Genomic DNA, 26,733 nt, shown 5'->3' with positions numbered 1-26,733 from the left:
GACGGGTGCCCCAGATCCCGCAGACACTTCACGAACTCACCGTCGGCCAGCTCTCCGCGCGCAGCGGCGCCGCCGTGTCGGCCCTGCACTTCTACGAGGCCAAGGGCCTGATCAGCAGCCGCCGCACCAGCGGCAACCAGCGCCGCTACAGCAGGGACGCGCTGCGCCGGGTCGCCTTCGTCCGCGCGGCCCAGCGGGTGGGCATCCCGCTGGCCACGATCCGCGAGGCGCTGGCCGAACTCCCCGAGGAGCGCACCCCGAACCGCGACGACTGGGCGCGGCTCTCGCACGCCTGGCGCTCCGAGCTGGACGAGCGGATCAAGCAGCTGGGCCGGCTCCGCGACCACCTCACCGACTGCATCGGCTGCGGCTGCCTCTCGCTGGAGACCTGCGTCCTGTCCAACCCGGACGACATCAGCGGCGAGAAGATCAGCGGCTCCCGCCTGATGCCGGAGCGCAAGGCGGCTGACCGCGCGCCGGTGAGCCGTGAGCCGGTGGAGAGCGCCGAGCGCCGCTGCTGACGGACGCGTGCCGGGCGGTCCGCACGCGGCGGGCCGCCCACCCGCTCCTCAGGCCACCGTCGCCAGATCGCCCGCCCGGTCCCGGCGGGCCCGCGCCAGGGCCGCCGGGGTGAGCACGGGCTGCGGCACCACGATCCCGCACCCCGTGCAGACCGGGCCCGACCACGGCTCGCTGTCCAGGTCGTGCCGCCAGGTGATCCTGGTCTTGCCGCACACCGGGCAGCCGGGCCCCGGCTCCGCCTCCAGGGCCGAGATCAGCCGGGCCAGCACCTCGGCGAGCGGGGCCGAGGGATGGACCGCCGGGTCGTCGCAGCGCGCGACACCATTGCCGCCCCAGGTGCGCCGGTGCCAGTCGTCGAAGGCGCCGGGCCGGCGCAGCCCCCGGTGCTTCTCCCGCCTGCGGCGCTCCGCGAAGCCCGCCTCGTAACCGAGCCAGACCGTGCGGGCCCGCTCCAGCTCGTCCAGTGCCCGCACCAGCCGCACCGGGTCCGGGTCCCGGTCCTCGGGAGCTATGCCGTGCCGGGCGCACAGATGGTCCCAGGTCGCCCGGTGCCCGTAAGGGGCGAAGCGTTCCAGGCACTTGCGCAGCGAGTACCGCCGCAGCGCCAGATCGCTTCTCGGGTCGCGGACCTGTCTCGCCAGACTCCGGAAACCGGCCATTGCACCGCCACCTCCGTCGCTCGTACTCCGTCGCCCGTACTTCGGCGTCAGGGGATGGACGTACGACTGCCCGGATCGGCTCCATTCAAAGGCCGGAGCGCCCGAAAGATGAGACGCCGCACAGAATCCGGCGGCATGTGGTGATTCGGAAAAGGTGACCGATGTTCATCTTACCGGCTGGTCGTACCGCCAGTAACCTGCCGCGCATCGGCCTCTCGGAGGAGTACGCATGCCCCCACGCACCCGTATGACCCGCACCGGTACCACCAGAGCCGCCGCCCTCGCCGCGGCTCTCGCCCTCGGCGCGTCCCTGCTCGCCGCCGCTCCCCACGCGGGCGCCGCCGAGGCGGACCCCGTCCCCGACTACTGCCAGGGCCAGTGCGACGACATCCTGCCGCCCGGCGAGAACGGCAACGCCACCCTGGTGGAGATCCTGGGCAACAAGGCGTTCGGTACCCATCCCGCGCACAGCGACGACCAGCTCGACCGCTACAACGGGCTGGTCGCGGGGCACACCGGGCTCACCGACCAGAAGCTCACCGACTTCTTCAACGACGCCTCGTTCGGCGTCCCGAAGGACCAGGTCGAGTCCGTCACCTCGCCGCGCGACGACGTCACCATCACCCGTGACAAGTCCTCCGGCGTCCCGCACATCAAGGGCACCACGCGCTACGGCACCGAGTTCGGCGCCGGATACGCGGCCGGGCAGGACCGGCTGTGGCTCATGGACCTCTTCCGGCACATCGGGCGCGGCGAGCTGACCTCGTTCGCCGGCGGAGCCCTCGCCAACCAGGGCCTGGAGCAGCAGTTCTGGCCGCAGGCCCCGTACACCGAGGCCGATCTGGAGGCCCAGGTCGAATACATCAGGACCCATGAAGGGGCCAGGGGCGAACAGGCCATGGCGGACGCGCAGGCGTACGTCGACGGCATCAACGCGTACCGCAAGAAGTCGAAGGACGGCCGCTACTTCCCCGGCGAGTACGTCCTGACCGGCAAGATCGACGCCATCACCAACATCGGCGAGATCCAGCCGTTCAAGCTCACCGACCTGATCTCCATCGCCTCGGTCGTCGGCGGCCAGTTCGGCGGCGGGGGCGGCGGCGAGGTGCAGGCGGCCCTGTCGCTGCTCTCCGCGCAGCAGAAGTACGGCGTCGCCGAGGGCACCAAGGTCTGGGAGTCGTTCCGCCAGCGCAACGACCCCGAGGCCGTGCTGACCATTCACGACGGCACCTCGTTCCCGTACGCGAACAAGCCCGACAAGGCCGTCGGCACCGCCCTCCCGGACCAGGGCTCCGTCACCGCCGAGCCGCTGATCCACGACCGCACCGGCTCGGCCGGCACCGGAGCCAAGGCCCCGGTCAAGGCATCGGCCGCGCTCAAGAAGGCGCAGGGCATCTTCGACAACGGCGTCATTCCGGAGGGCTCGCTGCCGGGCTCCGGCTCCGGCGCCCAGAAGCGCGGGATGTCCAACGCCCTGCTGGTGTCCGGCAAGAGCACCGCGAGCGGGCACCCGATCGCCGTGTTCGGGCCGCAGACCGGCTACTTCGCGCCGCAGCTGATGATGCTCCAGGAGCTCCAGGGCCCCGGCCTCAGCGCGCGAGGCGTCTCCTTCGCAGGTGTCGGCATGTACATCCAGATGGGCCGGGGCCAGGACTACGCCTGGAGCGCCACCTCGGCCGGGCAGGACATCACCGACACGTACGCGATCGACCTGTGCGAGCCCGACGGCTCCGCGCCGACCAAGGACTCCACGCACTACCTCTACCGGGGCACCTGCACCGCGATGGAGAAGATGGAGAAGACCAACTCCTGGAAGCCGACCGTCGCGGACTCCACCGCCAAGGGCTCGTACCGGATGCAGGTCTGTCGCACGAACTACGGCATCGTCACCCACCGTGCCACCGTGGGCGGCAAGCCCGTCGCGTACACCACGCTGCGCTCGACGTACCGCCACGAGGCCGACTCGATCATCGGCTTCCAGATGCTCAACGACCCGGCGTACGTCACCGACGCGGCCTCCTTCCAGCAGGCGGCGAGCAACATCGACTACGCCTTCAACTGGTTCTACGCCGACTCCCGCACCGCCGCCTACTACAACAGCGGCATGAACCCGGTGCGCCCGTCCGGCGTGGACCCGGCGCTCCCGATCCGCGCCGAGAAGGCGTACGAGTGGCAGGGCTACGAGCCGGGCGCCAACACCGCCTCGTACACCGCCTTCGCCGAGCACCCGCACTCCAGCGGCCAGGACTACTACATCTCCTGGAACAACAAGCAGGCCGAGGGGTACGCCGCTTCGGGCTTCGGGCTCAGCGCGGTGCACCGGGGCGACCTGCTGGACGACCGGGTCTCCAAGCTGGTCGACGAGGGCGGCGTGACCCGCGCCTCGCTCACCCGGGCCATGGCGGACGCGGCCCTCACCGACCTGCGCGGCGAGCAACTGCTGCCCGAGCTGCTGAAGGTCATCCGCTCCCAGCCGGTCACCGACCCCGACCTGAACGCGGTGGTCCAGCAACTGGACTCCTGGCGCGCGGCGGGCTCCCAGCGCAAGGAGACGAGCCCCGGCTCGCACACGTACACCCACGCCGACGCGGTCCGGATCATGGACGCGTGGTGGCCGAGGCTGATCGAGGCGGAGTTCCGGCCCGGTCTCGGTGACGACCTGTACGGGGCGCTCACCGCGAACCTCGCCACCGACGAGTCCCCGGCCGCCAGTCACGGGCCGAGCGGGGCGCACAGCGGCTCGGCCTTCCAGTACGGCTGGTGGGGCTTCGCCGACAAGGACCTGCGCCAGGTGCTCGGCCAGCAGGTCAGGGGCCCGCTGGCCAAGTCGTACTGCGGCGGCGGCGACCTGAGCGCCTGCCGTACGGCGCTGCTCGCCTCGCTCAAGGAGGCGGCGGCGGTGCCGGCGGCCGAGCTCTACCCGGCCGACGACAGCTGCAAGGCCGGTGAGCAGTGGTGCACGGACTCGATCATCCACCGTGCGCTGGGCGGCATCGCCCAGAAGGGCATCCACTGGCAGAACCGCCCGACGTACCAGCAGGTGGTGGAGTTCCCGGCACACCGTTGAGGATGCGGCCGGGAAAATCAAGCCCGTCCGGCGATCGAGGACGGAACCGGCTCGCCGGGGGGCCCGCGCGCACAGGCGACACGCGCGCGGGCCCGCCCGCACCCTCACCGGTACTGCAAGTACCGCTTACGGACGGCCCGGAACTTCGCGAGGTCCGACGCCCACGCGCCGACGACCTCGTCCAGGTCCGCCCCCGCGTCGATCATCGTGCGCACCCGCGTATTGCCGGTCAGCTTGTCGATCCAGTTGTCCGACCGCCACGCGAACCCGCTCCACGTCCGCTTCGCGGTGATCAGCAGCGCGATCCCCGTACGCACCGGGTCGAAGACCTCGCGGTCCTGGACGTGCAGCTGCACCCCGCCCACCGTGACGCCCTGGAACTTCGAGAACGTCGGCGCGAAGTACGCCTCGCGGAACGCCACCCCGGGCAGACCGAGCGCGTTGGCCGCCTCCGCCCACCTGTGGTCGATGCCCTCCGCGCCCAGCAGCTCGAACGGGCGCGTCGTGCCGCGCCCCTCGGAGAGGTTCGTCCCCTCGAAGAGGCACGTGCCGGAGTAGACGAGGGCGGTGTCGGGCGTCGGCATGTTGGGGCTCGGCGGCACCCACGGCAGCCCCGTCGCGTCGAAGAAGTCCGAGCGCGACCAGCCCGACATCTTCACGATCTCCAGCTCGGCCGGGCGGTCCTTCAGGAACTCCCCGTTGAACAGCAGCGCCAGCTCGGTCACCGTCATGCCGTGCGCCTGCGAGATCTCCCGCCGGCCCACGAACGTGCCGAATGCCGGGTCGAGGACCGGCCCGAGCGCCGCCCGCCCGGTCACCGGGTTCGGCCGGTCGAGCACGACGAACTTCTTGCCCGCGAGCGCGGCCGCCTCCATGCAGTCGTACAGCGTCCAGATGTACGTGTAGAAGCGGGCGCCCGCGTCCTGGATGTCGAAGACGATCGTGTCCACGCCGGACGCCGTGAAGACGTCGGCGAGCGCCTGACCGCTCTTCAGATACGTGTCGTAGACCGGCAGCCCGGTCGCCGGGTCGTCGTAGCGCCCCTCGGAACCGCCCGCCTGCGCGGTGCCCCGGAAGCCGTGCTCGGGTCCGAAGACGGCGGTGAGGTCCACCCGGCCGTCCGGGTGCATCACGTCCACGATGTGCCGGACGTCGGACGTGATCCCGGTCGGATTGGTGACGACGCCGACGCGCTGCCCCTTCAGCAGGGCGTAGCCGTCCGCCGCCAGCCGGTCGAAGCCGGTACGGACCCGCGGCCCGCCCCCGTGGCCGTTCCCGTGCCCGTGGCCCATGCCGTGCGACGTACCGGCAGCCGCCGGGCCGGCCGAGGCGGCCGTGGCCGCGAGGGCCCCCATCGCACCGCCGGCGGTCAGCAAACCACGCCTGGACAGGCTCATTCGGCTACCTCCAAGATCGCGACGAGTGTCATGGCCACGCACGCTAGCGCGCCGAGCGGCCCGGGGGAACGTGTCGGACGGGGCTGCCGCGCCAGGAGTGGCCGATGAGACGCCGCCACCCCTTCCCACACGACATACCGACTGGTTAGTCTGCCGGTGCAGTCGGCTGAGAGGTGCGAGAGCGATGAGTACGGTGCAGGGCGCGGGCGTAGTGGTCACCGGGGCCGGAGGCGGCATCGGCGCCGCCCTCGCCCGCAGATTCGCCGCCGAGGGCGCACGGGTCGTCGTCAACGACCTCGACGCGTCCCGGATCGAGGCGCTCGCCGACGAGATCGGCGCCACCGCCGTCGCCGGGGACGCCTCCCGGATCGTGGACGCGGCCCGGGACGCCCTGGACGGCACCGTCGACGTGTACTGCGCCAACGCGGGCCTCGCCTCGCCCGGCGACCCACTCGCCGACGAGGAGGTCTGGGCCGCGGCCTGGGACGTCAACGTGATGGCGCACGTCCGGGCCGCCCGCGCGCTGCTCCCGGACTGGCTGGAGCGCGGCAGCGGCCGGTTCGTCGCCACCGCATCCGCCGCCGGGCTGCTGACGATGATCGGCGCAGCCCCGTACAGCGTCACCAAGCACGGTGCGGTCGCCTTCGCGGAGTGGCTGTCGCTGACCTACCGGCACCGGGGCGTGAAGGTCCACGCGATCTGCCCGCAGGGCGTGCGCACGGACATGCTCACCGCCGCCGGATCGGCCGGCGAGCTCGTCCTCGCCCCCGGCGCCATCGAGCCCGAGGCCGTCGCGGACGCCCTGTTCGACGCCATGGCCGAGGACCGCTTCCTGGTCCTGCCGCACCCCGAGGTCGCCGGCTACTACGAAGCCAGGGCCGCCGACACCGACCGCTGGATCCGCGGCATGAACCGCCTCCAGCGCACCTGGGAGGAGACCGGAGCATGACCGAGTCCATCTACGCGGCGAAGCCCTGGCTCCCGCTGCTCAGCGAGGCCCAGCGAGCCCCCGTCCACCCGGCCGAGACCCTGGTGCACGCCTTCCGCGCGTTCGTGGACCGCACCCCGGACCACCCGGCGCTCGCCTACTTCGACGGACGCCTCACCTACCGTGAGACGGACGGGCTCTCCGACTCCGTGGCCGGCCACCTCGCCGCGCGGGGCCTGGAGCGCGGCGACCGGGTCGCGATCATGCTCCAGAACTCCCCGCAGTTCGTCCTCGCGCTGCTCGGCGCCTGGAAGGCCGGCGCCACCGTCGTCCCGCTCAACCCGATGTACAAGTCCGCCGAGGTCGGGCACGTCCTCAAGGACGCCCAGGTCACCGCGCTGATCTGCTCGGACCGGGCCTGGGAGGCGTACCTCCGCGACACCGCCGCCGCCGCGCCCGGCCTCCGGATCGCGCTCACCGCCTGCGAGCTGGACCTGCAGACGAAGAACGACGAGCGGGTCCTCGACTTCGAGCGGCTGCCCGCCGCCGGGGACGCCGACGACCTGGTCGCCGTCGCCCGCCAGGGACTCGCCGCCCCCGCCGGACGGGAACTCACCGCCGCCGACACCGCGCTGATCAGCTACACCTCAGGGACCAGCGGCACCCCCAAGGGCGCCCTGAACTCCCACGGCAACATGATGGTCAACGCCGAACGCCAGCGCACCGGCCACCCCGTCCGCGAGGGCGCCGCCTACTTCGCGCTCGCCCCGCTCTTCCACATCACCGGCATGGTCTGCCAGCTGGCCGCCTGCCTCACCAACGGGGGCACCCTCGTCCTCGCCTACCGCTTCCACCCCGGGGTCGTCCTCGACGCCTTCGCCGAGCACCGCCCCGCGTACACCGTCGGGCCCTCCACCGCCTTCATGGCGCTGGCCGCCACGCCCGGCGTGACGCCCGAGCACTTCGCGTCCTTCCAGGTCATCTCGTCCGGCGGCGCGCCGCTGCCGCCCGCGCTCGTGGAGAAGTTCCGGTCGGGCTTCGGCCCGTACATACGCAACGGATACGGCCTCACCGAGTGCACCGCGCCCTGCGCCTCCGTACCCCCGGAGCGCGAGGCGCCCGTCGACCCGGTCTCCGGCACCCTCTCGGTCGGCGTGCCGGGCCCCGACACCGTCGTCCGCATCCTGGACGAGAACGGCGCCGAGGTGCCCTTCGGGGAGCAGGGCGAGATCGCGGTGCGCGGCCCGCAGGTCGTCTCCGGCTACTGGGGACTGCCCGAGGCCACCTCGGCCGCCTTCCCCGACGGCGAGCTGCGCACCGGCGACATCGGCTTCATGGACCGCGAGGGCTGGCTCTACGTGGTCGACCGCAAGAAGGACATGATCAACGCCTCCGGGTTCAAGGTGTGGCCCCGTGAGGTGGAGGACGTCCTCTACACGCACCCGGCCGTCCGCGAGGCCGCCGTCGTCGGCGTGCCCGACGCCTACCGGGGCGAGACCGTGCGGGCCTACGTCAGCCTGCGGCCGGGTGCGTCAGTGGAGCCGGACGAGCTGGGCGCTTACTGCAAGGAACGGCTCGCCGCGTACAAGTACCCGCGCGAGGTCGAGATCCTGGCCGAGCTGCCCAAGACGGCAAGTGGGAAGATCCTCAGGCGGGAACTGCGTTCAGCCCGCTAGAACAGACATACGCGTACGCACGGAAGGAAGGCGGCGGCTATGGCCAAGGAGACGGACGGGAGCGGCACCCCCGTCCCGCAGCGACTGCTGGCCGCCGCCACCCGGCTCTTCGCCGAGCAGGGCTACGACCGCACCTCGGTGCAGGAGATCGTGGAGGCGGCCGGCGTCACCAAGGGGGCGCTGTACCACTACTTCGGCTCCAAGGAGGACCTGCTCCAGGAGGTGTACGCGAGGGTACTGCGCCTCCAGCAGGAGCGGCTCGACGCCTTCGCCAACGCCGAGGCGCCCATCGAGCAGCGGCTGCGCGACGCGGCGGCCGACGTGGTCGTCACCACCATCGAGAACCTGGACGACGCCTCGATCTTCTTCCGCTCCATGCACCACCTGAGCCCGGAGAAGAACAAGCAGGTACGGGGCGAGCGGCGGCGCTACCACGAGCGCTTCCGCGCCCTGGTCGAGGAGGGCCAGCGCAGCGGCGTCTTCTCCACCGCCACCCCGGCGGACCTCATCGTCGACTACCACTTCGGCTCGGTCCACCACCTGTCGACCTGGTACCGCCCGGACGGCCCCCTCACCCCGCAGGAGGTCGCGGACCACCTGGCCGACCTGCTGCTCCGGGCCCTCAGACCGTAACGGGCTCCGCCCCGCGCACCAGCAGCACGGTGCGGCCCGCCCCGGTTCTGTTGGACCGCCTCCCGGACCGGGGTCAAGCTGGATTCATGGCGCACATCCAGAGCTCCACCCGCATCCCCGCCCTGTGGACCGTGGCCTACGGCCGCCGCCGCTCGCTCCCGGTCAGGCTGCTGGCCCGCACCCTGCTGCGGGTCCGGGCCTTCGCCCGCGAACTGGCCCTGGCCGATCACGTACCGTACGGGGGCTATTGAAGCGCTACAGATACTTCTTGATCTCCCGCCGGGCCAGCGAGCGCTGGTGCACCTCGTCCGGGCCGTCCGCGAGGCGCAGCGTGCGGGCCGAGGCCCACAGCTCGGCGAGCGGGAAGTCCTGGCTGACCCCGCCCGCGCCGTGCAGCTGCACCGCCTGGTCGAGGATGGCGACCACCGCGCGCGGGGTGGCGATCTTGATGGACTGGATCTCCGTGTGCGCGCCCCGGTTGCCGACGGTGTCCATCAGCCAGGCCGTCTTCAGCACCAGCAGCCGCAGCTGCTCGACGGTGACCCGGGCGTCCGCGATCCAGTTCTGTACGACGCCCTGCTGGGCGAGCGGCTTGCCGAAGGCGTTACGGGAGACCGCGCGCCGGCACATCAGCTCGATCGCCCGCTCCGCCATGCCGATGAGCCGCATGCAGTGGTGGATGCGCCCCGGGCCCAGCCGGGCCTGGGCGATGGCGAAGCCGCCGCCCTCCTCGCCGATCAGGTTCGACGCCGGAACGCGCACGTCCTCGAAGACGACCTCCGCGTGCCCGCCGTGCCAGTGGTCCTCGTAGCCGTACACCTGCATGGCACGCTTCACCGTCAGACCGGGGGTGTCCCGGGGCACGAGGATCTGCGACTGCTGGCGGCGGATGTCCGCCCCGTCGGGGTCGGTCTTGCCCATCACGATGAAGATCTCGCAGTCCGGGTTCATCGCGCCGGAGATGTACCACTTGCGGCCGTTGATGACGTAGTCACCGCCGTCGCGGGTGATCCGGGTCTCGATGTTGGTCGCGTCCGACGAGGCGACCTCCGGCTCCGTCATCGCGAAAGCCGACCGGATCTCCCCGGCCAGCAGCGGCTCCAGCCACCGCTTCTTCTGCTCGTCCGTGCCGAACTCGGCCAGCACCTCCATGTTCCCGGTGTCCGGCGCCGCGCAGTTGGTCGCGGTGGGCGCCAGACGCGGCGAGCGGCCCAGGACCTCCGCCAGCGGCGCGTACTGGAGGTTGCTCAGCCCGGCCCCGTGCTCCGTGCCCGGCAGGAAGAGGTTCCACAGGCCCTGCCTGCGGGCCTCCGCCTTCAGGTCCTCCACGATCCGCGGGGTCTGCCACGGCGAGTCCAGCCCGGCGCGCTGCTCGTCCGCGATCCGCTCGGCCGGGTAGACGTGCTCGTCCATGAAGGCGAGGAGCCGGGTGCGCAGCTCCTCGGTACGGGCGTCGAATGCGAAGTCCATGGGGGTTCAGCCTTCCTGGAGGGTGGTGAGGCCGTGCTCGATGAAGACGGGGACGAGATCGCCGATGCGGTCGAAGCCGCCGCCGACCGTCTGGCCCAGGGTGTAGCGGTAGTGGATGCCCTCCAGGATCACGGCGAGCTTGAACCAGGCGAAGGCCGTGTACCAGGAGATGGCGGAGGTGTCGCGGCCGGACCGGGCCGCGTAGCGCTCGATCAGCTCGGCGGGCGCCGGGTGGCCGGGCGCGCCGCTGGTCGTGGAGACCGGTGACTTCGGCAGCCCCAGGTCGGAGCTGTACATGACGAGCAGCCCGAGGTCGGTGAGCGGGTCGCCGAGCGTGGACATCTCCCAGTCCAGGACGGCCTTGATCTCGTCGTCGGCGCCGATCAGCACGTTGTCCAGGCGGTAGTCGCCGTGCACCACGGTGGGCGCGGGGGAGACGGGCAGCTCGCGGCCGAGCGCCGCGTGCAGCTCATCGATGCCGGGCAGCTCGCGATTGCGGGAGGCGTCCAGCTGCTTGCCCCAGCGGCGCAGCTGCCGGTCCAGGAAGCCCTCCGGCCGCCCGAAGCCGCCGAGCCCGACCGCCTCGGGGTCCACGGCGTGCAGCTCGACCAGCGTGTCGACCAGGGCGAGCACCGCCGCGCGGGTGCGCTCCGGGCCGAGCGGGGCCAGCTGCTCCGCCGTGCGGTACGGGGTGCCCTCCACGTACTCCATGACGTAGAACGGCGCGCCGATGACCGCGTCGTCCTCGCAGAGCAGGAGCGGTTCGGGGACCGGGACCGCCGTCGGGTGCAGGGCGCTGATCACCCGGTGCTCGCGCTTCATGTCGTGCGCGGTGGCCAGGACGTGCCCGAGCGGCGGCCGGCGGACGACCCAGCGGCTGGTGCCGTCGGTGACGAGGTACGTCAGATTCGACCGGCCGCCCTCCACGACGCGGGCGTCGAGCGGTCCGCTCACCAGACCCGGGCGCTCGCGGTCCAGGTGTCCGCGCAGCCGGTCGAGATCGAGACCTGGCGGATGGACGTGGCTCATCGTGCGTACCTCCGGAGTGGGCGAACGGTCGCTCTCATGATGCCGACCAGTCGGTATGTCGTCCAGTGCGTCCCCGGATCCGGATGCGGAGTCTCCGGTACCGGTATCGCCCGGCCCCTGGCATTCGGTCGCATCCCTGAATAGGGTTCACGTATGGATACCGCGCTGCTCATCGAGGACGTCCGGCTGACCCCGATCCTCATCGCCGACCCGCCCCTGCTCAACACTCAGGGCGTCCACCAGCCGTACACGCCCCGGCTCGTCGTGGAGGTCGTCACCCGAGGCGGGGTCACCGGGATCGGGGAGACCTACGGCGACGGCAAGTACCTGGAGCTCGCGAGGCCGCTGGCCGCCGCCCTGCCCGGACGGCCGGTCAGCGATGTGAACGGGCTGTTCGCCCTGGCCGACGAGGTGTGCGGCGATTCACGGGCGACCGACGAGCGGGTCGACGCGGGCGGGCTGCGCGGCGTCCAGACCGCGGACAAGCTGCGGCTCTCGGTGGTCTCCGGCTTCGAGGTCGCTTGCCTGGACGCGCTCGGCAAGGCCGTGGGGCTCCCGGTGCACGCGCTGCTCGGCGGCAAGGTCCGCGACCGGGTCGAGTACAGCGCGTACCTCTTCTACCGCTGGGCGGGGCACCCGGAGGGCGGCGAGCGCGACGACTGGGGAGCGGCGCTCGACCCGGCCGGGGTCGTCGCCCAGGCCCGCCGCTTCGCCCAGGACCACGGCTTCTCCTCCTTCAAGCTCAAGGGCGGCGTCTTCCCGCCCGACGAGGAGATCGCCGCCGTCCGCGCGCTCGCCGAGGCCTTCCCCGGGCAGCCGCTGCGCCTGGACCCGAACGGCGCCTGGTCCGTGGAGACCTCGCTGTACGTCGCCGAGCAGCTGAAGGACGTCCTCGAATACCTGGAGGACCCGGCGAGCGGCACCGACGCGATGGCCGCCGTCTCGGCGGGCACGGACGTGCCGCTGGCCACCAACATGTGCGTCACCACGCTCGCCGAGGTCCCCGAGGCGTTCGCCCGGGATGCCGTCCAGGTCGTCCTGTCCGACCACCACTACTGGGGCGGTCTGCACCGCACCCGCGAACTCGCCGCGATCTGCCGCCTGCACGGCGTCGGGCTCTCGATGCACTCCAACACCCACCTGGGGATCAGCCTCGCCGCGATGACGCACGTCGCGGCCACCGTCCCCAACCTGGACTACGCCTGCGACAGCCACTACCCCTGGCAGGCCGAGGACGTCATCACCGCCCGCCACGTCTTCGAGGACGGCCGCCTCACCGTCTCGGACGCCCCCGGCCTCGGCGTCGAACTCGACCGGGACCGGCTCGCCGCACTGCACCGCCGCTGGCTGGACGACGACGGCACGATGCGCGAGCGCGACGACGCCGCCGCGATGCGCAAGGCCGAACCGGAGTGGCGGACCCCGTCGATCCCGCGCTGGTGACACCCGGCTGAGTTGCGGGCATCCCGGCCCGCCGCGAGGGTCGAGGCATGAAGGCGATCAGCTACAGCAGGTTCGGCGACGAGGACGTCCTGGAGTACGGCGAGCGGCCCGACCCGAAGGTGGGCCCCGACACCGTCCTGGTCAAGGTCCGGGCCGCCGCCGTGAACCCGGTCGACCGGGCGGCCCGGGAGGGGAAGCTCGACTCCGTCCTGGACACGGTCTTCCCCGTGATCCCCGGCTGGGACGTCTCCGGCGTCGTCGTCCAGCCCGGCGTCGCGGTGGACGAGTTCGCGGTCGGCGACGAGGTCATCGGCTACGTACGGGAGGACTTCCTCAGCCGGGGGACCTTCGCCGAATACGTGGCCGCGCCCGTGCGCACCCTCGCGCGCAAGCCCCTGCGGCTCAGCTTCGAGGAGGCGGCGGGCCTGCCCCTGGCCGGGCTGACCGCCTACCAGGTGCTCCACCGCACCCTGCGGATCCAGGAGGGCGACACCGTCCTCGTCCACGCGGCGGCGGGCGGCGTCGGCTCGCTCGCCGTCCAGCTCGCCCGGCACGCCGGCTGCCGCGTTATCGGCACCGCGAGCGAACGCAACCACGACCACCTGCGCACGCTCGGCGCGCAGCCCGTGGCGTACGGGGACGGGCTGGCGGACCGGCTGCGGGCGCTGGCCCCCGAGGGCATCGACGCCGCCTTCGACACAGTGGGCGGGGACGCCCTGCGGGTCTCCGCCGAGACCCTGGCCCCCGACGGGCGCCTCGCCTCCATCGTGGACCCCGAGGTCTTCTCGTACGGCGGCCGGTACGCGTTCGTCCGGCCCGACGCCGCAGACCTGGCGCACCTCGCGGAACTGGCCGAGCAGGGCATCGTCACGGTGCACGTCGACCGGGTCTTCCCGCTCGCCGAGACGGCGGCGGCCCAGCGGCTCAACGCGGAGGGCCGGACCCGCGGCAAGATCGTCGTCACCGTGGACTGGGACGCGCCCGAGGGCTGAGCGGCAGCCTCAGAACAGCATGAACGCCGCGAACACCGCCAGCGCCACCGTGCACGCGGCGGCCGTGATCGCGCCCGACACCGCCATGGGCTGCGGGCGCGCGCCGCCCATGGACTGCACCCGCCGGTTCGCGATCCACAGGAACCCCAGCCAGGCCAGGGCGCTCAGGGACAGCGCGATGACCGCCGCGTTCGTCGCCCCGCCGTGCAGCGTCTGACGTACGGCCAGCACTGCGGCCACGGTGCACGACAACGTCGTACGCCGCCACGCCAGCCGGGTCCGCTCCGGCTGGAGCCCCGGGTCGCGCTCCTCGGCGGTCACCGGCCCTCCCAGCCGAAGAGGACCACCACCACCATCGCCACCGCCACCACGGCGACCGCGAGGCTCAGCAGCGTCGGGAAACGCGAGACCGGCAGGTCCTCGCCGCGCCGCATCGCCCGCTCGCACCGCACCCAGTGGTTGACCGCCCGCAGCGCGCACAGCACCCCCGCCGCCAGCAGCGCGAGCGCCAGACCGGAGCGCACCCCCCAGGACAGCTCCGGCAGGAACTGGTCGACCGCGAAGCCCCCGCCGATCAGGGCCAGCGCCGTCCGGATCCAGGCGAGGAAGGTCCGCTCATTGGCCAGCGAGAAGCGGTAGTCGGGGGTCTCGCCCTCGGAGCGGACGCGCTCGGGCGCGAACCACAGCCGCAGGCTCTGTACGAATTCGTTCACGGGTGGACCTTATCCGCCGCTTTTCCGTTCGCTTCCGACCGGCTCAGGCGGCTTCCCGGAACGCCCGCAGCCGCCGGTAGCACTCCAGCCCGTCCGGCACCCACAGCCAGTCGCCGAGCCGCCGCTCCAGCTCCGCGTCGTCCAGGAAGGTGTGCCAGGCGACCTCCTCCACCTGCGGGTTCACCGGCAGCTCGCACCTCACCCGGTAGACCGCCGACCACCAGGTGTGGTGGCCGCCCCCGTCCTCGTAAAGGAAGGTGAACAGCGGCTCCGGGCGCGGCAGCCCCGAGACGCCCAGCTCCTCCTCGGCCTCCCTGAGCGCCGCCTCGTCGTAACTCTCACCCGCGCCGACCACCCCGCCGACGAACATGTCGTAGTGCGAGGGGAACACCAGCTTGCTCGCGGTCCTGCGGTGCACGAAGACCCGGCCCTCGGCGTCCCGCGCCTCGATGAAGACGCACCGGTGCCGCAGTCCCCGGGCCGTCGCCTCGCCGCGCGGGGCCTGCCCCACGACCACGTCGTTCTCGTCGACGATGTCCAGGATCTCGTCAGAAGGGTTCATGCCGCCATCCAACAGCAGGCCCCGCCATCCACCAGCAGGCCCCACCATCCAACAGCAGGCCCCGCTACCCGGCGGCAGGCCCCCGGGCCCTGGCACCGCCGCGAGCTCAGTGCCGCTGGAGGCTGTGCGTACCGCGCCGCACCGGGCCCTCCGGCATCGCCGGATGCAGCCCCAGCAGCACGATGCCCGTCACGATCGCCGCCAGCCCCGCGGCCTGCCAGGCCAGCGCGCCCGCGTCCGTCCGCACCTGGTCGCCCAGGAACCCGATCCCGCAGGCGATCCCGGCCAGCGGCTGGGCCGCGGTGAGCGCGGGCAGCGACATCCGCAGCGGACCCGTTTCGAAGGCGCTCTGCACCAGCAGCAGGCCGGTCACCCCGAGCACCAGCACCACGTACGGCTGCCAGGACGTCAGCAGGCCCGACCAGCCGCCCTCCGAGAAACGCTCACCGCTCACCCGGGTGAGCGCGTCCTGCAAGCCGTACAGCAGCCCGGCCGCCACCGCGAGCAGCGCCGGCGACGACCGCGACCTGCGGCGCTTGGCGAACGCGGTGAGCAGCAGGGCGAGCCCGGCCACCACCCCGACGACCAGCCAGTGCCGCAGCGGGCTCGACACCGCCTCGCCGCCCTTCGGCTCGCCCGCCACCAGGAACGCGGCGACCCCGAGCGCCAGCAGCCAGAGCCCCGCCCAGCCCTGCCGGCCGAGCCGCTGGCCGGTGCGGTGCCGGGACAGGGCCATCGCGAAGAGCAGGTTCGTCGCCAGCAGCGGCTCCACGACGGAGACCTCGCCCTTGCCGAGCGCCAGCGCGCCCAGCACCATGCCGCACACCATCAGCCCGATACCCGCCAGCCAGCTGCGCACCTTCATCAGGTCGAGCAGCAGCCGGAACGTCAGGTAGTCGCGCTTGGGCGCGTGGGCGGCGGCGGCCTGCTGGAACACGAAGCCGAAGCCCAGGCAGCAGGCGGCCGTCACAGCGAGCACGAGGACCAGCACCGACACGCTTGTCCACCCCACGTCAGGCCGGAGGAGGGTGATGTGTTCCGACGATAACCGCCCGCCCCGGCCGGTGCGGCGACGGCGCGGCCGACCGGGGCGGATGACCGGGCGGTTGACGCGGGGACGGGCGGTGCCCAAGATCTGACGCACGAGTAACTTCGCGAGCCCCGAGAAGGATGGAAACCATGGCGTACGACGCTGATGTGATCGTGATCGGGGCGGGGCTCGCCGGGCTCGTGGCCACCGCGGAGCTGGTGGACGCGGGGCGCTCGGTCATCGTGCTCGACCAGGAGCCCGAGCAGTCGCTCGGCGGCCAGGCGCACTGGTCCTTCGGCGGCCTCTTCCTCGTGGACTCGCCCGAGCAGCGCCGGATGCGCATCAAGGACAGCCGGGAGCTGGCCCTCCAGGACTGGCTGGGCACCGCCGGTTTCGACCGCGCGGAGGACCACTGGCCGCGCAAGTGGGCCGAGGCGTACGTCGACTTCGCGGCCGGGGAGAAACGTTCCTGGCTGCACGCCCAGGGCATGCGGTTCTTCCCCGTCGTCGGCTGGGCGGAGCGCGGCGGCTACGACGCGAACGGCCACGGCAACTCGGTGCCCCGCTTCCACATCACCTGGGGCACCGGACCCGGCGTCGTCGCCCCCTTCGAGCGCCGGGTCCGCGAGGGCGTCGCCAAGGGCCTCGTCACCTTCCGCTTCCGCCACCGGGTCACCGGCCTCGCCCGCACCGGCGGCGCCGTCGACACGGTGACCGGCGAGGTCCTGGAACCGAGCGCCGCGCCGCGCGGGACCGCCAGCAGCCGGGAGACCGCGGGCACCTTCGAGCTCAGGGCCCAGGCGGTGATCGTCACCTCGGGCGGCATCGGCGGCAACCACGACCTCGTACGCGCCCAGTGGCCCGAACGGCTCGGCACCCCGCCGGCCAAGCTGCTCTCCGGCGTCCCCGCGCACGTCGACGGGCTGATGCTCGGCGTCGCCGAGAAGGCGGGCGCCCACCACATCAACCGCGACCGGATGTGGCACTACACCGAGGGCATCGAGAACTGGAACCCCGTCTGGGACAAGCACGCCATCCGCATCCTGCCCGGCCCGTCCTCGCTCTGGCTGGACGCCACCGGCAAGCGGCTGCCCGTCCCGCTCTTCCCGGGCTTCGACACGCTGGGCACCCTCGAACACATCATGCGCACCGGCCACGACTACACCTGGTTCGTGCTCGACCAGAAGATCATCGGCAAGGAGTTCGCGCTCTCCGGCTCCGAACAGAACCCCGACCTGACCGGCAAGTCCGTCCGCGGCGTGATCGGCCGCGCCCGCGCCGACGTCCCGGCCCCCGTGAAGGCGTTCATGGACAACGGGGCGGACTTCGTCGTGGAGAAGGACCTCGGCTCCCTCGTACGCGGCATGAACGCGCTCACCGGGGACGGCCTCATCGACGAGGACGCGCTGCGCCGCGAGATCACCGCCCGCGACCGGGAGATCGCCAACCCCTTCACCAAGGACCTCCAGATCACCGCGATCCGGGGTGCCCGCAGCTACCTGGGCGACAAGCTGATCCGCACGGCGGCGCCCCACCGCATCCTCGACCCGAAGGCCGGGCCGCTCATCGCCGTGCGGCTGAACATCCTGACCCGCAAGTCGCTCGGCGGTCTGCAGACCGACCTGTCCTCGCGCGTCCTGACCGGGGACGGCACCCCGCTGCCCGGGGTGTACGCGGCCGGGGAGGCGGCCGGCTTCGGCGGCGGCGGGGTGCACGGCTACCGCTCGCTGGAGGGCACCTTCCTGGGCGGCTGCATCTTCTCCGGCCGCGCGGCGGGCCGGGCGGCGGCGAAGGCGGTCGGCTGAGGGGGCCGCCGGCCGGGGGTTCCCGGCCCCGGGCGCGTCCGTCCGGTGGGGTTCCGGGGGCGGAACCGTGGGGAGACGCCACTATCCGGGCATGGGAAGAAGATGCCAGGAGTAGCCGAACCCGTCATCAACCTCGTCCGGCGCACCACGGAGCCCGTGGCGGCGCAGACCCTGCGCTCCACCGGGGCCGCGGTCATCGCCTATGCCGTGGCGACCGCGACCCTGACCGAGCCCGCACCCCTGACCGCACCGCTGACCGCGCTGCTCGTCGTCCAGGTCACCCTCTACGCCACCGTCAACATGTCGGTGAAGCGTGTGGTGGCCGTCGTCGTCGGTGTCCTCATCGCGAGCGGCTTCAGTGCCCTGGTCGGCATTTCCTGGTGGAGCCTGGGGCTGACCATCTTCACGGCGCTGATCATCGGCAGACTGGTCCGGGTCGACGAGTTCGTCCCCGAGGTGGCGATCAGCGCCATGCTGGTGCTGGGCGTCACCTCGCAATCCGCGCGCTCCAGCATGGCGTGGGAGCGGGTCTACGAGACGCTGATCGGCGCCGGTGTGGGGCTGCTGTTCAACCTGCTGTTCGCCCCGCCCGTGTGGGTGCAGACCGCGGGCGCCTCCATCGACGGGCTGGCCCGCGAGATGGGGCAGATGTTCCGTGACCTGGGCAGCGACCTCGCCCACCCGGTCACCGTCCCGGAGGCGGCCGAACGGCTGCACCGGGCCCGCCGGCTCGACCACGACATCGTGGAGGTGGACGCCTCCCTGCGGCAGGCCGAGGAAAGCCTCATGTACAACCCGCGGGTGCGGCAGGGGCTGCTGCACCGCGTGGTGCTGCGGACCGGTCTGGACACGCTGGAGATCTGTGCCGTCGTCGTCCGGGTGCTGTCCAGGACGCTGACCGACCTCGCCAAGGACCGGGGCGACGCGCCCCAGTTCCCGGCCGAGGTCGCCGCCCACATGACGGAGCTGTTCGAGCAGATGGCGGGGGCCATCGAGAGCTTCTCGCTGCTCATCACGACCCCGGTCGCCGCCAGCGCCGAGGAGGCCGAGGACCGGCTCACCGAAGCGCTCGACACCAGCCGCAGGACCCGCGACCTGGTGGCGGACATGCTGCTGGCCGCCGTCCAGGAGCACCCCCGGAAGTGGCAGCTGCACGGGGCGCTGCTCGCCGAGGTGGACCGCATCCTGGACGAGCTCGACATCGAGAAGCGCGCCGAGCGCCTGGGCCAGGAGCTCGACCGCCGCTCCGCCGTGCTCCACGAACGCCATCCCCGGCTGCTCGCGTTCCGCCGCCGCCTGGGCCTGGTGAAGGGCGGGGGCCGGGAGAAGCGGACGGAGGCGGCGTAGGGCCCGCTCAGTCCCGCGCGTCGGGATCGATGCGCTCGACCACCCGGAACCGTTCGGCGACGATCATCGTCCGGTCGTCCACCGTGAACTCCGGGTCGCCGAGCGCGTCCCGCATCTCCTCGCTGTGCCAGAACCGCTCGTGCCCCGCCCGCCACTCGGCGACCGACGCATAGCCCTCGCCCTCGTCCAGCGCGTGCTGGAGGTCCACGTCCGCCAGCGGCAGCACCCGTACCCCGGTCACTTCGAGTACGGCGACCTCCCGGCCGTCCGAGTCGATGAGGGCGGACCGCTCACCGACCGGAGGCAGCTCCTCCTGCTCGATCTCGTACTCCACGAGCAGTCCGGACGTCGACACCTTCCGCCCGTCCAGGACCGCGGCGACCAACTGGTCGCGCAGCGGGCCCGGGAAGGCGAGCAGGAAGGGCTTGAGTGCTTCACGGTTCGGCATGGCGCCAGTCTGGCACCGGGCCCCGGACCGGCGCACCGCAAATCTGACGGGACGGTGACGGCCCGCCGTCGCCCCTGGCGCACGGGCGCCCCGGGTGCTCGAATCGTGGGGTGAACAGTTCCCCACCCGATGCCGGTCCACCCGATGCCGGTCCACCCGATGCCGGCCCGGACGGTGCCGGCGCCCCGGTCGGCCGCCGCGTGGTCCTGGCCATGCTGGGCCTCGGCGCCGCCGGACTCGTCGCCGCGCCCGTGCTGCAACGGACCCTGGAATCGGGCCTGGGCGCGGTCGCCGGCAAGGACCCCACCGGGCTCACCGGGCTGCTGCCCAACGGCGGCGGCTTCCGCTACTACTCCGTCGCCTCCTCCGTACCCACCAGGGGCGCCGCCGACTACCGGCTGACGGTGGACGGGCTCGTCGACCGCCCGGCCACGTACACGCTGGACGCGCTGCGCGGGATGCGGCAGACCCGTACCGTCCGGGACGTCCAGTGCGTCACCGGCTGGCGGGTCCCGGACACCGCCTTCGAGGGCGTGCGGCTCTCCGCCCTGCTGGACGCGGCCGGGGTGCGGCCCGGGGCGAAGGCCGTCCGCTTCACCTGCTTCGACGGGACCTACAGCGAGAGCCTGACCCTCGACCAGGCCCGCCGCGCCGATGTGCTCGTGGCGCTGCGGATGGACGACAAGCCCGTGTCCCACGCCCACGGCGGTCCGGTGCGGCTGTACGTGGCCCCGATGTACTTCTACAAGTCCGCGAAATGGCTCTCCGGGATCACCGTCACGGACTCCGTGCGCCCCGGCTACTGGGAGAAGCTCGGTTATGACGTCGACGCCTGGGTCGGCCGGTCCAACGGCCGCGACGACGCCCCCACGGTCTGAAACCGCCGGCCGGGTCCGCCGGTTCGCCCGCCCGGTGCGCCTGGTGCACCGGGCCACCGCCGCGCTGACGCTGCTGTGCGTGGCCTCGGCCGCCTGCCTGTACGTGCCGCAGCTCGCCGAACTCGTCGGCCGCCGCCACCTCGTGGTCACCGTGCACGAGTGGTCCGGGGTGCTCATCCCCGTACCGCTGCTCGCGGGTCTCGCGGCCCGGCCGCTGCGGGCGGACCTGCGAAGGCTCAACCGCTTCGGGCCGCACGACCGGCGGTGGCTGCGAGCTGCGCTGCGGCGGGACCGGCGGCCCGGGGAACGGCCGGCCGGGAAGTTCAACGCCGGACAGAAGCTGTACGCGGCGTGGATCGCCGGGGCGGTGCTCGTCATGGCGGGCACCGGGCTGCTGATGTGGTTCACCGGCTTCGCCCCGCTGGTCTGGCGCACCGCCGCGACCTTCGTCCACGACTGGCTGGCCCTCGCGGCGGGGCTGGTGCTGGCCGGTCACATCGCCAAGGCGTACGCCGACCCGGAGGCACGCCGCGGCATGCGCTCCGGGTCGGTGAGCCGGGAGTGGGCCCGCCGCGAGCACCCGCTGTGGGCGCCCGGGGCGGGGGACCGGCTAGAGGACGAGTGACAGCAGCAGGATGAAGACCAGCGAGGCGACGGAGATGATGGTCTCCATCACCGACCAGGTCTTCACCGTCTGGCCGACGTCCATGCCGAAGTACTCCTTCACCAGCCAGAAGCCGGCGTCGTTGACATGGCTGAAGAAGAGCGAGCCGGCGCCGACGGCGAGGACCAGCAGGGCCGCGTGCGAGGTCGACATGTCGGCCGCGAGCGGGGCGACCAGACCGGCCGCCGAGATCGTCGCCACGGTCGCCGAGCCGGTCGCGAGCCGGATCGCGACGGCGATCAGCCAGCCGAGCAGCAGTGCGGGGATCGACCAGTCCTCGGAGAAGTCCAGGATCATCTGGCCCACGCCCGCGTCGATCAGCGTCTGCTTGAAGCCGCCGCCCGCGCCCACGATGAGCAGCACACCGGCGATCGGGGCGAGGGACTTCTCCACCGTGGTGGAGAGCCGCGCCTTGGTGAAGCCGGCCGCCCGGCCCAGCGTGAACATGCCGACGATCACGGCCGCGAGCAGCGCGATCAGCGGGGAGCCGATCACATCGGTGACCTTCTGGAGCCCCTGCTCCGGGTCGTCCACCACGATGTCCACGAGCGCCTTGACCAGCATCAGCACGACGGGCAGCAGGATCGTGGCGAGGGTGGCGCCGAAGCCGGGACGGCGCTCCAGGTCCTCGGAGGGGCGCTGCGGAATCATCTTCTCCGGCGCCTTGATGTCCACCCAGCGGGCGGCGTAACGCGAGAAGACCGGTCCGGCCAGGATCACCGTCGGGATCGCGACGACCACGCCGAGCGCCAGCGTGACGCCGAGGTTGGCGTCCAGCGCGTCGATCGCGACGAGCGGGCCGGGGTGCGGCGGGATGAGGCCGTGCATCACGGACAGGCCGGCCAGCGCCGGGATGCCGACGCGCATCAGGGAGTAGTTGCCGCGCTTGGCGACGAGCAACACGACCGGGATCAGCAGGACGATCCCGACCTCGAAGAACAGCGGCAGGCCGATGATCGAGGCGATGAGGACCATCGCCCACGGCATGGCCCGCTTGCTCGTCCGGGCCAGGATCGTGTCCACGATCTGGTCGGCGCCGCCGGAGTCCGCGAGCAGCTTGCCCAGGATCGCGCCGAGCGCGATCAGGACGCCGACGCCCGCGACGGTGGAGCCGAGGCCCGCGGTGAAGCTCGCTATCGTCTTCGCCGGCGCGGCACCGGCGAAGGAGCCGAGCGCCAGCGAGCCGATGGTGAGCGCGAGGAACGCGTGCATCTTGAATTTGGTGATGAGCAGGACGATGACGGCGATGCCCGCCAGGACGGCGATGCCCAACTGCGCGTTGCCGGCCGAGGTGATCGGTTCGACGGCGTCCGCTGCCAGCGTCTCGACGCTGAGACTGGTCACGGTGGTGGTCCTTAGCTGTCGAGCCGGCGCAACGCGGCGACGGCTCGCTGGGTGATTTCTTCGGGGGTGCCGGAGACGTCCACGGCGACGCCGGCCTCGTCGTCCTCCAGGGGCTGGAGGGTGGCGAACTGGGAGTCGAGGAGCGCGGTCGGCATGAAGTGGCCCTTGCGGCCGGCCATCCGCTCCTCGATCAGGGACCGGTCACCGGTCAGGTGGAGGAAGACCGCGCCCGGGGCCTCGGCGCGCAGCCGGTCCCGGTAGGCGCGCTTGAGCGCGGAGCTGCTGACGACCCCGCCGAGCCCCGCCCGGCTGTGCGCCCACTGCCCGATCGCGTCGAGCCAGGGCCACCGGTCCGCGTCGTCCAGCGGGGTGCCGGCCGACATCTTGGCGATGTTCGCGGGGGGATGGAAGTCGTCGCCCTCGGCGTACGGGACGCCCAGTGCGTCGGCGAGCAGGGGGCCGATCGTGGTCTTGCCGGTCCCTGCCACGCCCATCACCACGACGACGTGGGGGGTGCTCATAGCGGTGCCTCGCTGTCTCTGCGATGTCTTCCTCGACATCGGTCCGTCGCGCCACTGAAACCTATACGTACGACTTATTCAAGAGGGTGTGACGTAAACGTCGTACTTAATGACTCTGGAGGCCGCCCCGTACCCTGGGGCCATGACCACACCTGCCCAGGGGCTCCACACGCATGTCCTGGACGCCCTGGGCCTGGAGATCGCCGCCGGGGAGCACCCGCCGGGCCAGGTGCTGCGCACGGACGAGCTGGCCCAGCGCTTCGACGTCTCGCGCACGGTGGTCCGCGAGGTGATCCGGGTCCTGGAGTCCATGCACCTGGTCGAGTCCCGGCGCCGCGTCGGCGTGACCGTACGGCCGGCCGAGGCGTGGAACGTGTACGACCCCCAGGTCATCCGGTGGCGGCTGGCCGGCGCCGACCGTCCCCGCCAGCTGCGCTCCCTCACCGTGCTGCGCTCCGCGATCGAGCCGGTCGCCGCCTCGCTCGCCGCCCGCCACGCCACCCCGGAGCAGTGCGCCGAGCTGACCGAGCGCGCCCTCGGCATGGTCGCCACCTCGCGCGGCCAGCAGCTGGAGGGCTACCTCGAACACGACATCGCCTTCCACCGCATCGTCCTCAACGCCTCCGGCAACGAGATGTTCGCGCGCCTGGGCGACGTGGTCGCCGAGGTCCTGGCGGGCCGCACCCACCACCAGGTGATGTTCGAGGACCCCGACCCGGCGGCCGTCACCCTGCACGTCCGCCTCGCCGAGGCCGTACGCGCCGGGGACGCGGCCGAGGCCGAGCGCCTGACGAAGGAGATCGCGGTCGGCGCTCTGCACGAGCTGGACGTCCTCGCGCCCTGAGGCCGCCCGCCGCCCCGCGCGGCGTACCGTTGCCCGTGATCGATCCCGGCCACGAACCGGGAGCACCGGTCTCACCGAAGAGTCGGGATAAGGGAGTCCACGGGAATGCCGCAGCACGTACAAGGGGTCATCGCACCGGGCAAGAACGAGCCGGTCCGCGTCGAGACGATCGTCATTCCGGACCCCGGACCCGGTGAGGCCGTGGTCAAAATCCAGGCGTGCGGGGTCTGCCACACCGACCTGCACTACAAGCAGGGCGGGATCAACGACGAGTTCCCCTTCCTCCTCGGCCACGAGGCCGCGGGCGTCGTCGAGTCCGTCGGCGAGGGCGTCACCGACGTCGCGCCCGGCGACTTCGTGATCCTCAACTGGCGTGCGGTGTGCGGCCAGTGCCGCGCCTGTCTGCGCGGACGCCCCTGGTACTGCTTCGACACCCACAACGCGAAGCAGAAGATGACCCTCCTCGACGGCACCGAGCTGTCCCCGGCCCTGGGCATCGGCGCCTTCGCCGAGAAGACCCTCGTCGCCTCCGGCCAGTGCACCAAGGTCGACCCGGAGGTCGCCCCCGAGGTCGCCGGACTCCTCGGCTGCGGTGTCATGGCGGGCATCGGCGCCGCCATCAACACCGGCCAGGTCGGCCGCGGCGACTCGGTCGCCGTCATCGGCTGCGGCGGCGTCGGCGACGCCGCGATCGCGGGCGCCCGGCTGGCCGGCGCGGCCCGGATCATCGCCGTGGACATCGACGACCGCAAGCTGGAGACGGCGAAGTCGATGGGCGCCACGCACACCGTCAACTCCCGCTCCACCGACCCCGTCGAGGCCATCCGCGAGCTGACCGGCGGCAACGGCGCCGACGTCGTCATCGAGGCCGTCGGACGCCCGGAGACGTACAAGCAGGCGTTCTACGCCCGCGACCTCGCCGGCACCGTCGTCCTCGTCGGCGTCCCCACCCCCGAGATGCAGCTCGAACTCCCGCTGCTCGACGTCTTCGGCCGCGGCGGCTCGCTCAAGTCCTCCTGGTACGGGGACTGCCTGCCGTCCCGCGACTTCCCGATGCTGGTCGACCTGCACCAGCAGGGCCGGCTCGACCTCGCCGCGTTCGTCACCGAGACCATCGGTCTCGGCGACATCGAGCAGGCGTTCGGCCGGATGCACGACGGCGACGTCCTGCGCTCGGTGGTGGTGTTCTGATGGCCGCCCGCATCGACCACCTCGTCACCTCCGGCACCTTCGCCCTCGACGGCGGCGAGTGGGACGTCGACAACAACGTCTGGATCGTCGGCGACGACTCCGAGGCCGTCGTCATCGACGCCGCCCACGACGCCGCCGCCATCGAGGACGCCCTCGGCGGCCGCACGCTGCGCGCCATCATCTGCACCCACGCGCACAACGACCACATCGACGCTGCCCCGGCCCTCGCCGACGCCACCGGCGCGCCGATCCTGCTCCACCCGGACGACCTGCCGCTGTGGAAGCAGACCCACCCGGACCGGGCCCCCGACGGCGAGCTGGCCGACGGCCGGGAGATCACGGTCGCCGGGACCACGCTGACCGTCCTGCACACCCCCGGCCACGCCCCCGGCGCGGTCTGCCTGTACGCCCCCGAGCTGGCCACGGTCTTCACCGGGGACACGCTCTTCCGGGGCGGCCCCGGCGCCACCGGCCGGTCCTTCTCGTCGTTCCCGGTGATCGTGGACTCCATCCGGGACCGGCTGCTCACCCTGGACCCGGCGACCGAGGTGCGCACCGGCCACGGCGACTCCACCACCATCGGCGCGGAGGCCCCGCACCTGGACGAGTGGATCGCGAGGGGCCACTGAGGCTCTACTGATCCGGCCACGAGGAGAGCCGCAGCCCGCTCCGGAAGCGGCGCGGCTCTCCCGTGACCGGGTCGGTGAACTCCAGCACCCGGGCGAGGAGCTGCAACGGGCGCGAGAAGTCGCCCGGCTCGCCGTCCGGCTCGGTCACCGGGTACACCGGATCGTTGACCAGCGGCAGGCCCAGGCTGTTCATGTGCACCCGCAGCTGGTGCGTACGCCCGGTGGCGGGCAGCAGCCGGTAACGGCCGAGCCCGCCCCGGTGCGCCAGCAGCTCGATCCGGCTCTCGCTGTTCGGCTCGCCTGGCTCCTCGCGCGCCGCGAGCACCCCGCGCTCCTTCACGATGCGGCTGCGCACCGTGCGCGGCAGGTCGAGCCCGGGATCGTACGGCGCCACCGCCTCGTACTCCTTGCGCACCAGCCGGTCCCGGAACAGCGTCTGGTACGCCCCGCGCTCCCCGGGCCGCACCACGAACAGCACCAGCCCCGCCGTCAGCCGGTCCAGCCGGTGCGCGGGCTGGAGCAGCGGCAGATCCAGGTCACGGCGGAGCCGGGCCACCGCCGTCTCCGTGATGTGCCGGCCCCGGGGCATCGTCGCCAGGAAGTGCGGCTTGTCCGCGACGACCAGATGCGCGTCGCGGTACACCACCCCCACCGGGAACGGCACGGGCTCCTCCGGCGCGAAGTCCCGGTGGAACCAGAGATGGAGCCCCGCCCTGTACGGCTCGTCGCCCAGGACCGGCCCCTCCACGGAGACGAACCGCCCGCCCGCGAGCAACGCCTGGACCCGGCCCGCCCCGATCGCCCCGGCGAACCGGTCGAGGAGATGATCCCCGACGGTCGCCCACCGCCCCTCCGGATCGGCGGGAAGCCGGACCCGGACGGGGTCGACACCGTCACGCTGGGACAGCGGCGACGCCGGCGGCTTCGCCCGGCCCCTCACC

At 72.4% G+C, this 26,733-nt stretch carries 27 protein-coding genes; 15 read left to right on the top strand and 12 right to left on the bottom strand.

Annotated elements, in window-relative coordinates; all coding sequences use genetic code 11:
• Positions 1–5: 5 nt before the first annotated feature.
• Positions 6–521 (top strand): redox-sensitive transcriptional activator SoxR, encoded by a 516-nt coding sequence (gene soxR / locus ACFZAT_RS14425; protein WP_391264138.1) that lies wholly within the window; start codon positions 6–8, stop codon positions 519–521.
• A gap of 48 nt (positions 522–569) precedes the next feature.
• On the opposite strand, the gene ACFZAT_RS14420 is transcribed toward soxR, so the two are convergent.
• Positions 570–1,181: a hypothetical protein gene (locus ACFZAT_RS14420; protein ID WP_391264137.1), complete on the bottom strand. Its 612-nt coding sequence runs from the start codon at positions 1,179–1,181 to the stop codon at positions 570–572.
• A 229-nt stretch (positions 1,182–1,410) separates the two neighbouring features.
• On the opposite strand from ACFZAT_RS14420, the gene ACFZAT_RS14415 reads away from it, so the two are divergent.
• Positions 1,411–4,248: a penicillin acylase family protein gene (locus ACFZAT_RS14415; RefSeq protein WP_391264136.1), complete on the top strand. Its 2,838-nt coding sequence runs from the start codon at positions 1,411–1,413 to the stop codon at positions 4,246–4,248.
• Positions 4,249–4,352: 104 nt separating this feature from the next.
• Here the strand turns inward: ACFZAT_RS14415 and ACFZAT_RS14410 are convergent, their stop codons facing one another.
• Complete coding sequence (locus tag ACFZAT_RS14410; protein ID WP_391264134.1) at positions 4,353–5,645, bottom strand: exo-beta-N-acetylmuramidase NamZ domain-containing protein; 1,293 nt, start codon at positions 5,643–5,645, stop codon at positions 4,353–4,355.
• Positions 5,646–5,829: 184 nt separating this feature from the next.
• Between ACFZAT_RS14410 and ACFZAT_RS14405 the strand changes: the two genes are divergently transcribed.
• The 4 genes from ACFZAT_RS14405 (at position 5,830) to ACFZAT_RS14390 (ending at position 9,133) form a co-directional block, all read left to right on the top strand.
• Complete coding sequence (locus ACFZAT_RS14405) at positions 5,830–6,594, top strand: SDR family NAD(P)-dependent oxidoreductase (RefSeq protein ID WP_391264133.1); 765 nt, start codon at positions 5,830–5,832, stop codon at positions 6,592–6,594.
• Positions 6,591–8,249 carry an AMP-binding protein gene (locus tag ACFZAT_RS14400; RefSeq protein ID WP_391264131.1) on the top strand — a complete coding sequence of 553 codons (1,659 nt, stop codon included), beginning with the start codon at positions 6,591–6,593 and terminating at the stop codon, positions 8,247–8,249. Before ACFZAT_RS14405 ends, ACFZAT_RS14400 begins: the two co-directional genes overlap by 4 nt.
• A gap of 39 nt (positions 8,250–8,288) precedes the next feature.
• Positions 8,289–8,882 (top strand): TetR/AcrR family transcriptional regulator, encoded by a 594-nt coding sequence (locus tag ACFZAT_RS14395; RefSeq protein WP_018103668.1) that lies wholly within the window; start codon positions 8,289–8,291, stop codon positions 8,880–8,882.
• 86 nt (positions 8,883–8,968) lie between these two features.
• Entirely contained in the window at positions 8,969–9,133 is a 165-nt protein-coding gene (locus ACFZAT_RS14390) for a hypothetical protein (RefSeq protein ID WP_391264129.1), read from the top strand.
• A gap of 4 nt (positions 9,134–9,137) precedes the next feature.
• Here the strand turns inward: ACFZAT_RS14390 and ACFZAT_RS14385 are convergent, their stop codons facing one another.
• Both ACFZAT_RS14385 and ACFZAT_RS14380 read right to left on the bottom strand, forming a co-directional pair.
• Positions 9,138–10,352, bottom strand: coding sequence for an acyl-CoA dehydrogenase family protein (locus tag ACFZAT_RS14385; RefSeq protein WP_391264127.1), 1,215 nt, complete (start codon positions 10,350–10,352; stop codon positions 9,138–9,140).
• Positions 10,353–10,358: 6 nt separating this feature from the next.
• Positions 10,359–11,381, bottom strand: a complete 1,023-nt coding sequence (locus ACFZAT_RS14380; protein WP_391264125.1) for a phosphotransferase — start codon at positions 11,379–11,381, stop codon at positions 10,359–10,361.
• Between the two features lie 153 nt (positions 11,382–11,534).
• Between ACFZAT_RS14380 and ACFZAT_RS14375 the strand changes: the two genes are divergently transcribed.
• Entirely contained in the window at positions 11,535–12,824 is a 1,290-nt protein-coding gene (locus tag ACFZAT_RS14375; RefSeq protein ID WP_391264123.1) for an enolase C-terminal domain-like protein, read from the top strand.
• A 47-nt stretch (positions 12,825–12,871) separates the two neighbouring features.
• Positions 12,872–13,816, top strand: a complete 945-nt coding sequence (locus ACFZAT_RS14370) for a zinc-binding dehydrogenase (RefSeq protein WP_391264121.1) — start codon at positions 12,872–12,874, stop codon at positions 13,814–13,816.
• A gap of 9 nt (positions 13,817–13,825) precedes the next feature.
• Here the strand turns inward: ACFZAT_RS14370 and ACFZAT_RS14365 are convergent, their stop codons facing one another.
• From ACFZAT_RS14365 to ACFZAT_RS14350, 4 genes are all read right to left on the bottom strand, one after another.
• Positions 13,826–14,137, bottom strand: a complete 312-nt coding sequence (locus ACFZAT_RS14365) for a DUF202 domain-containing protein (RefSeq protein WP_391264119.1) — start codon at positions 14,135–14,137, stop codon at positions 13,826–13,828.
• The gene (locus tag ACFZAT_RS14360; RefSeq protein WP_391264117.1) at positions 14,134–14,529 is read right to left on the bottom strand and encodes a DUF202 domain-containing protein; all 396 of its coding nucleotides are present in this window, start codon (positions 14,527–14,529) and stop codon (positions 14,134–14,136) included. Before ACFZAT_RS14360 ends, ACFZAT_RS14365 begins: the two co-directional genes overlap by 4 nt.
• 43 nt (positions 14,530–14,572) lie before the next feature.
• A complete protein-coding gene (locus ACFZAT_RS14355; protein WP_391264115.1) occupies positions 14,573–15,091 on the bottom strand; it encodes an NUDIX domain-containing protein in 519 nt (172 codons plus the stop codon).
• 106 nt (positions 15,092–15,197) lie between these two features.
• Positions 15,198–16,088 carry a DMT family transporter gene (locus ACFZAT_RS14350; protein WP_391264113.1) on the bottom strand — a complete coding sequence of 297 codons (891 nt, stop codon included), beginning with the start codon at positions 16,086–16,088 and terminating at the stop codon, positions 15,198–15,200.
• Positions 16,089–16,270: 182 nt separating this feature from the next.
• Between ACFZAT_RS14350 and ACFZAT_RS14345 the strand changes: the two genes are divergently transcribed.
• Together ACFZAT_RS14345 and ACFZAT_RS14340 are read left to right on the top strand one after the other, a co-directional pair.
• Positions 16,271–17,926 carry an FAD-binding dehydrogenase gene (locus tag ACFZAT_RS14345; RefSeq protein ID WP_391264111.1) on the top strand — a complete coding sequence of 552 codons (1,656 nt, stop codon included), beginning with the start codon at positions 16,271–16,273 and terminating at the stop codon, positions 17,924–17,926.
• 102 nt (positions 17,927–18,028) lie between these two features.
• Positions 18,029–19,273 (top strand): aromatic acid exporter family protein, encoded by a 1,245-nt coding sequence (locus ACFZAT_RS14340; protein WP_391264109.1) that lies wholly within the window; start codon positions 18,029–18,031, stop codon positions 19,271–19,273.
• A 7-nt stretch (positions 19,274–19,280) separates the two neighbouring features.
• On the opposite strand, the gene ACFZAT_RS14335 is transcribed toward ACFZAT_RS14340, so the two are convergent.
• A complete protein-coding gene (locus tag ACFZAT_RS14335; protein ID WP_391264107.1) occupies positions 19,281–19,721 on the bottom strand; it encodes an ASCH domain-containing protein in 441 nt (146 codons plus the stop codon).
• Positions 19,722–19,831: 110 nt separating this feature from the next.
• Here ACFZAT_RS14335 and ACFZAT_RS14330 point away from each other — a divergent pair, with 110 nt between their 5' ends.
• Both ACFZAT_RS14330 and ACFZAT_RS14325 read left to right on the top strand, forming a co-directional pair.
• Entirely contained in the window at positions 19,832–20,599 is a 768-nt protein-coding gene (locus tag ACFZAT_RS14330) for a molybdopterin-dependent oxidoreductase (protein WP_391264105.1), read from the top strand.
• The gene (locus ACFZAT_RS14325) at positions 20,541–21,224 is read left to right on the top strand and encodes a cytochrome b/b6 domain-containing protein (RefSeq protein WP_391264103.1); all 684 of its coding nucleotides are present in this window, start codon (positions 20,541–20,543) and stop codon (positions 21,222–21,224) included. Before ACFZAT_RS14330 ends, ACFZAT_RS14325 begins: the two co-directional genes overlap by 59 nt.
• Here the strand turns inward: ACFZAT_RS14325 and ACFZAT_RS14320 are convergent.
• Together ACFZAT_RS14320 and ACFZAT_RS14315 are read right to left on the bottom strand one after the other, a co-directional pair.
• On the bottom strand, positions 21,210–22,607 hold the full coding sequence (locus tag ACFZAT_RS14320; protein WP_391264101.1) for a gluconate:H+ symporter: 1,398 nt from the start codon (positions 22,605–22,607) through the stop codon (positions 21,210–21,212). The genes ACFZAT_RS14325 and ACFZAT_RS14320 overlap by 15 nt on opposite strands.
• 11 nt (positions 22,608–22,618) lie before the next feature.
• Complete coding sequence (locus ACFZAT_RS14315; RefSeq protein WP_391264099.1) at positions 22,619–23,128, bottom strand: gluconokinase, GntK/IdnK-type; 510 nt, start codon at positions 23,126–23,128, stop codon at positions 22,619–22,621.
• Between the two features lie 142 nt (positions 23,129–23,270).
• Between ACFZAT_RS14315 and ACFZAT_RS14310 the strand changes: the two genes are divergently transcribed.
• From ACFZAT_RS14310 to ACFZAT_RS14300, 3 genes are all read left to right on the top strand, one after another.
• A complete protein-coding gene (locus tag ACFZAT_RS14310) occupies positions 23,271–23,972 on the top strand; it encodes an FCD domain-containing protein (RefSeq protein ID WP_391264097.1) in 702 nt (233 codons plus the stop codon).
• Between the two features lie 105 nt (positions 23,973–24,077).
• On the top strand, positions 24,078–25,163 hold the full coding sequence (locus ACFZAT_RS14305) for an S-(hydroxymethyl)mycothiol dehydrogenase (protein WP_391264094.1): 1,086 nt from the start codon (positions 24,078–24,080) through the stop codon (positions 25,161–25,163).
• A complete protein-coding gene (locus tag ACFZAT_RS14300; RefSeq protein ID WP_391264092.1) occupies positions 25,163–25,792 on the top strand; it encodes an MBL fold metallo-hydrolase in 630 nt (209 codons plus the stop codon). Before ACFZAT_RS14305 ends, ACFZAT_RS14300 begins: the two co-directional genes overlap by 1 nt.
• Positions 25,793–25,796: 4 nt before the next feature.
• On the opposite strand, the gene ACFZAT_RS14295 is transcribed toward ACFZAT_RS14300, so the two are convergent.
• Positions 25,797–26,732, bottom strand: coding sequence for a pseudouridine synthase (locus ACFZAT_RS14295; RefSeq protein ID WP_391264090.1), 936 nt, complete (start codon positions 26,730–26,732; stop codon positions 25,797–25,799).
• Position 26,733 lies beyond the last annotated feature (1 nt).

Source organism: Streptomyces sp. NPDC008163, from assembly GCF_042956885.1.
GTDB lineage: Bacteria > Actinomycetota > Actinomycetes > Streptomycetales > Streptomycetaceae > Streptomyces > Streptomyces drozdowiczii_A.
Note: the sequence above shows the minus strand (reverse complement) of the source record. Positions and strands in the feature narration are given on the sequence as shown.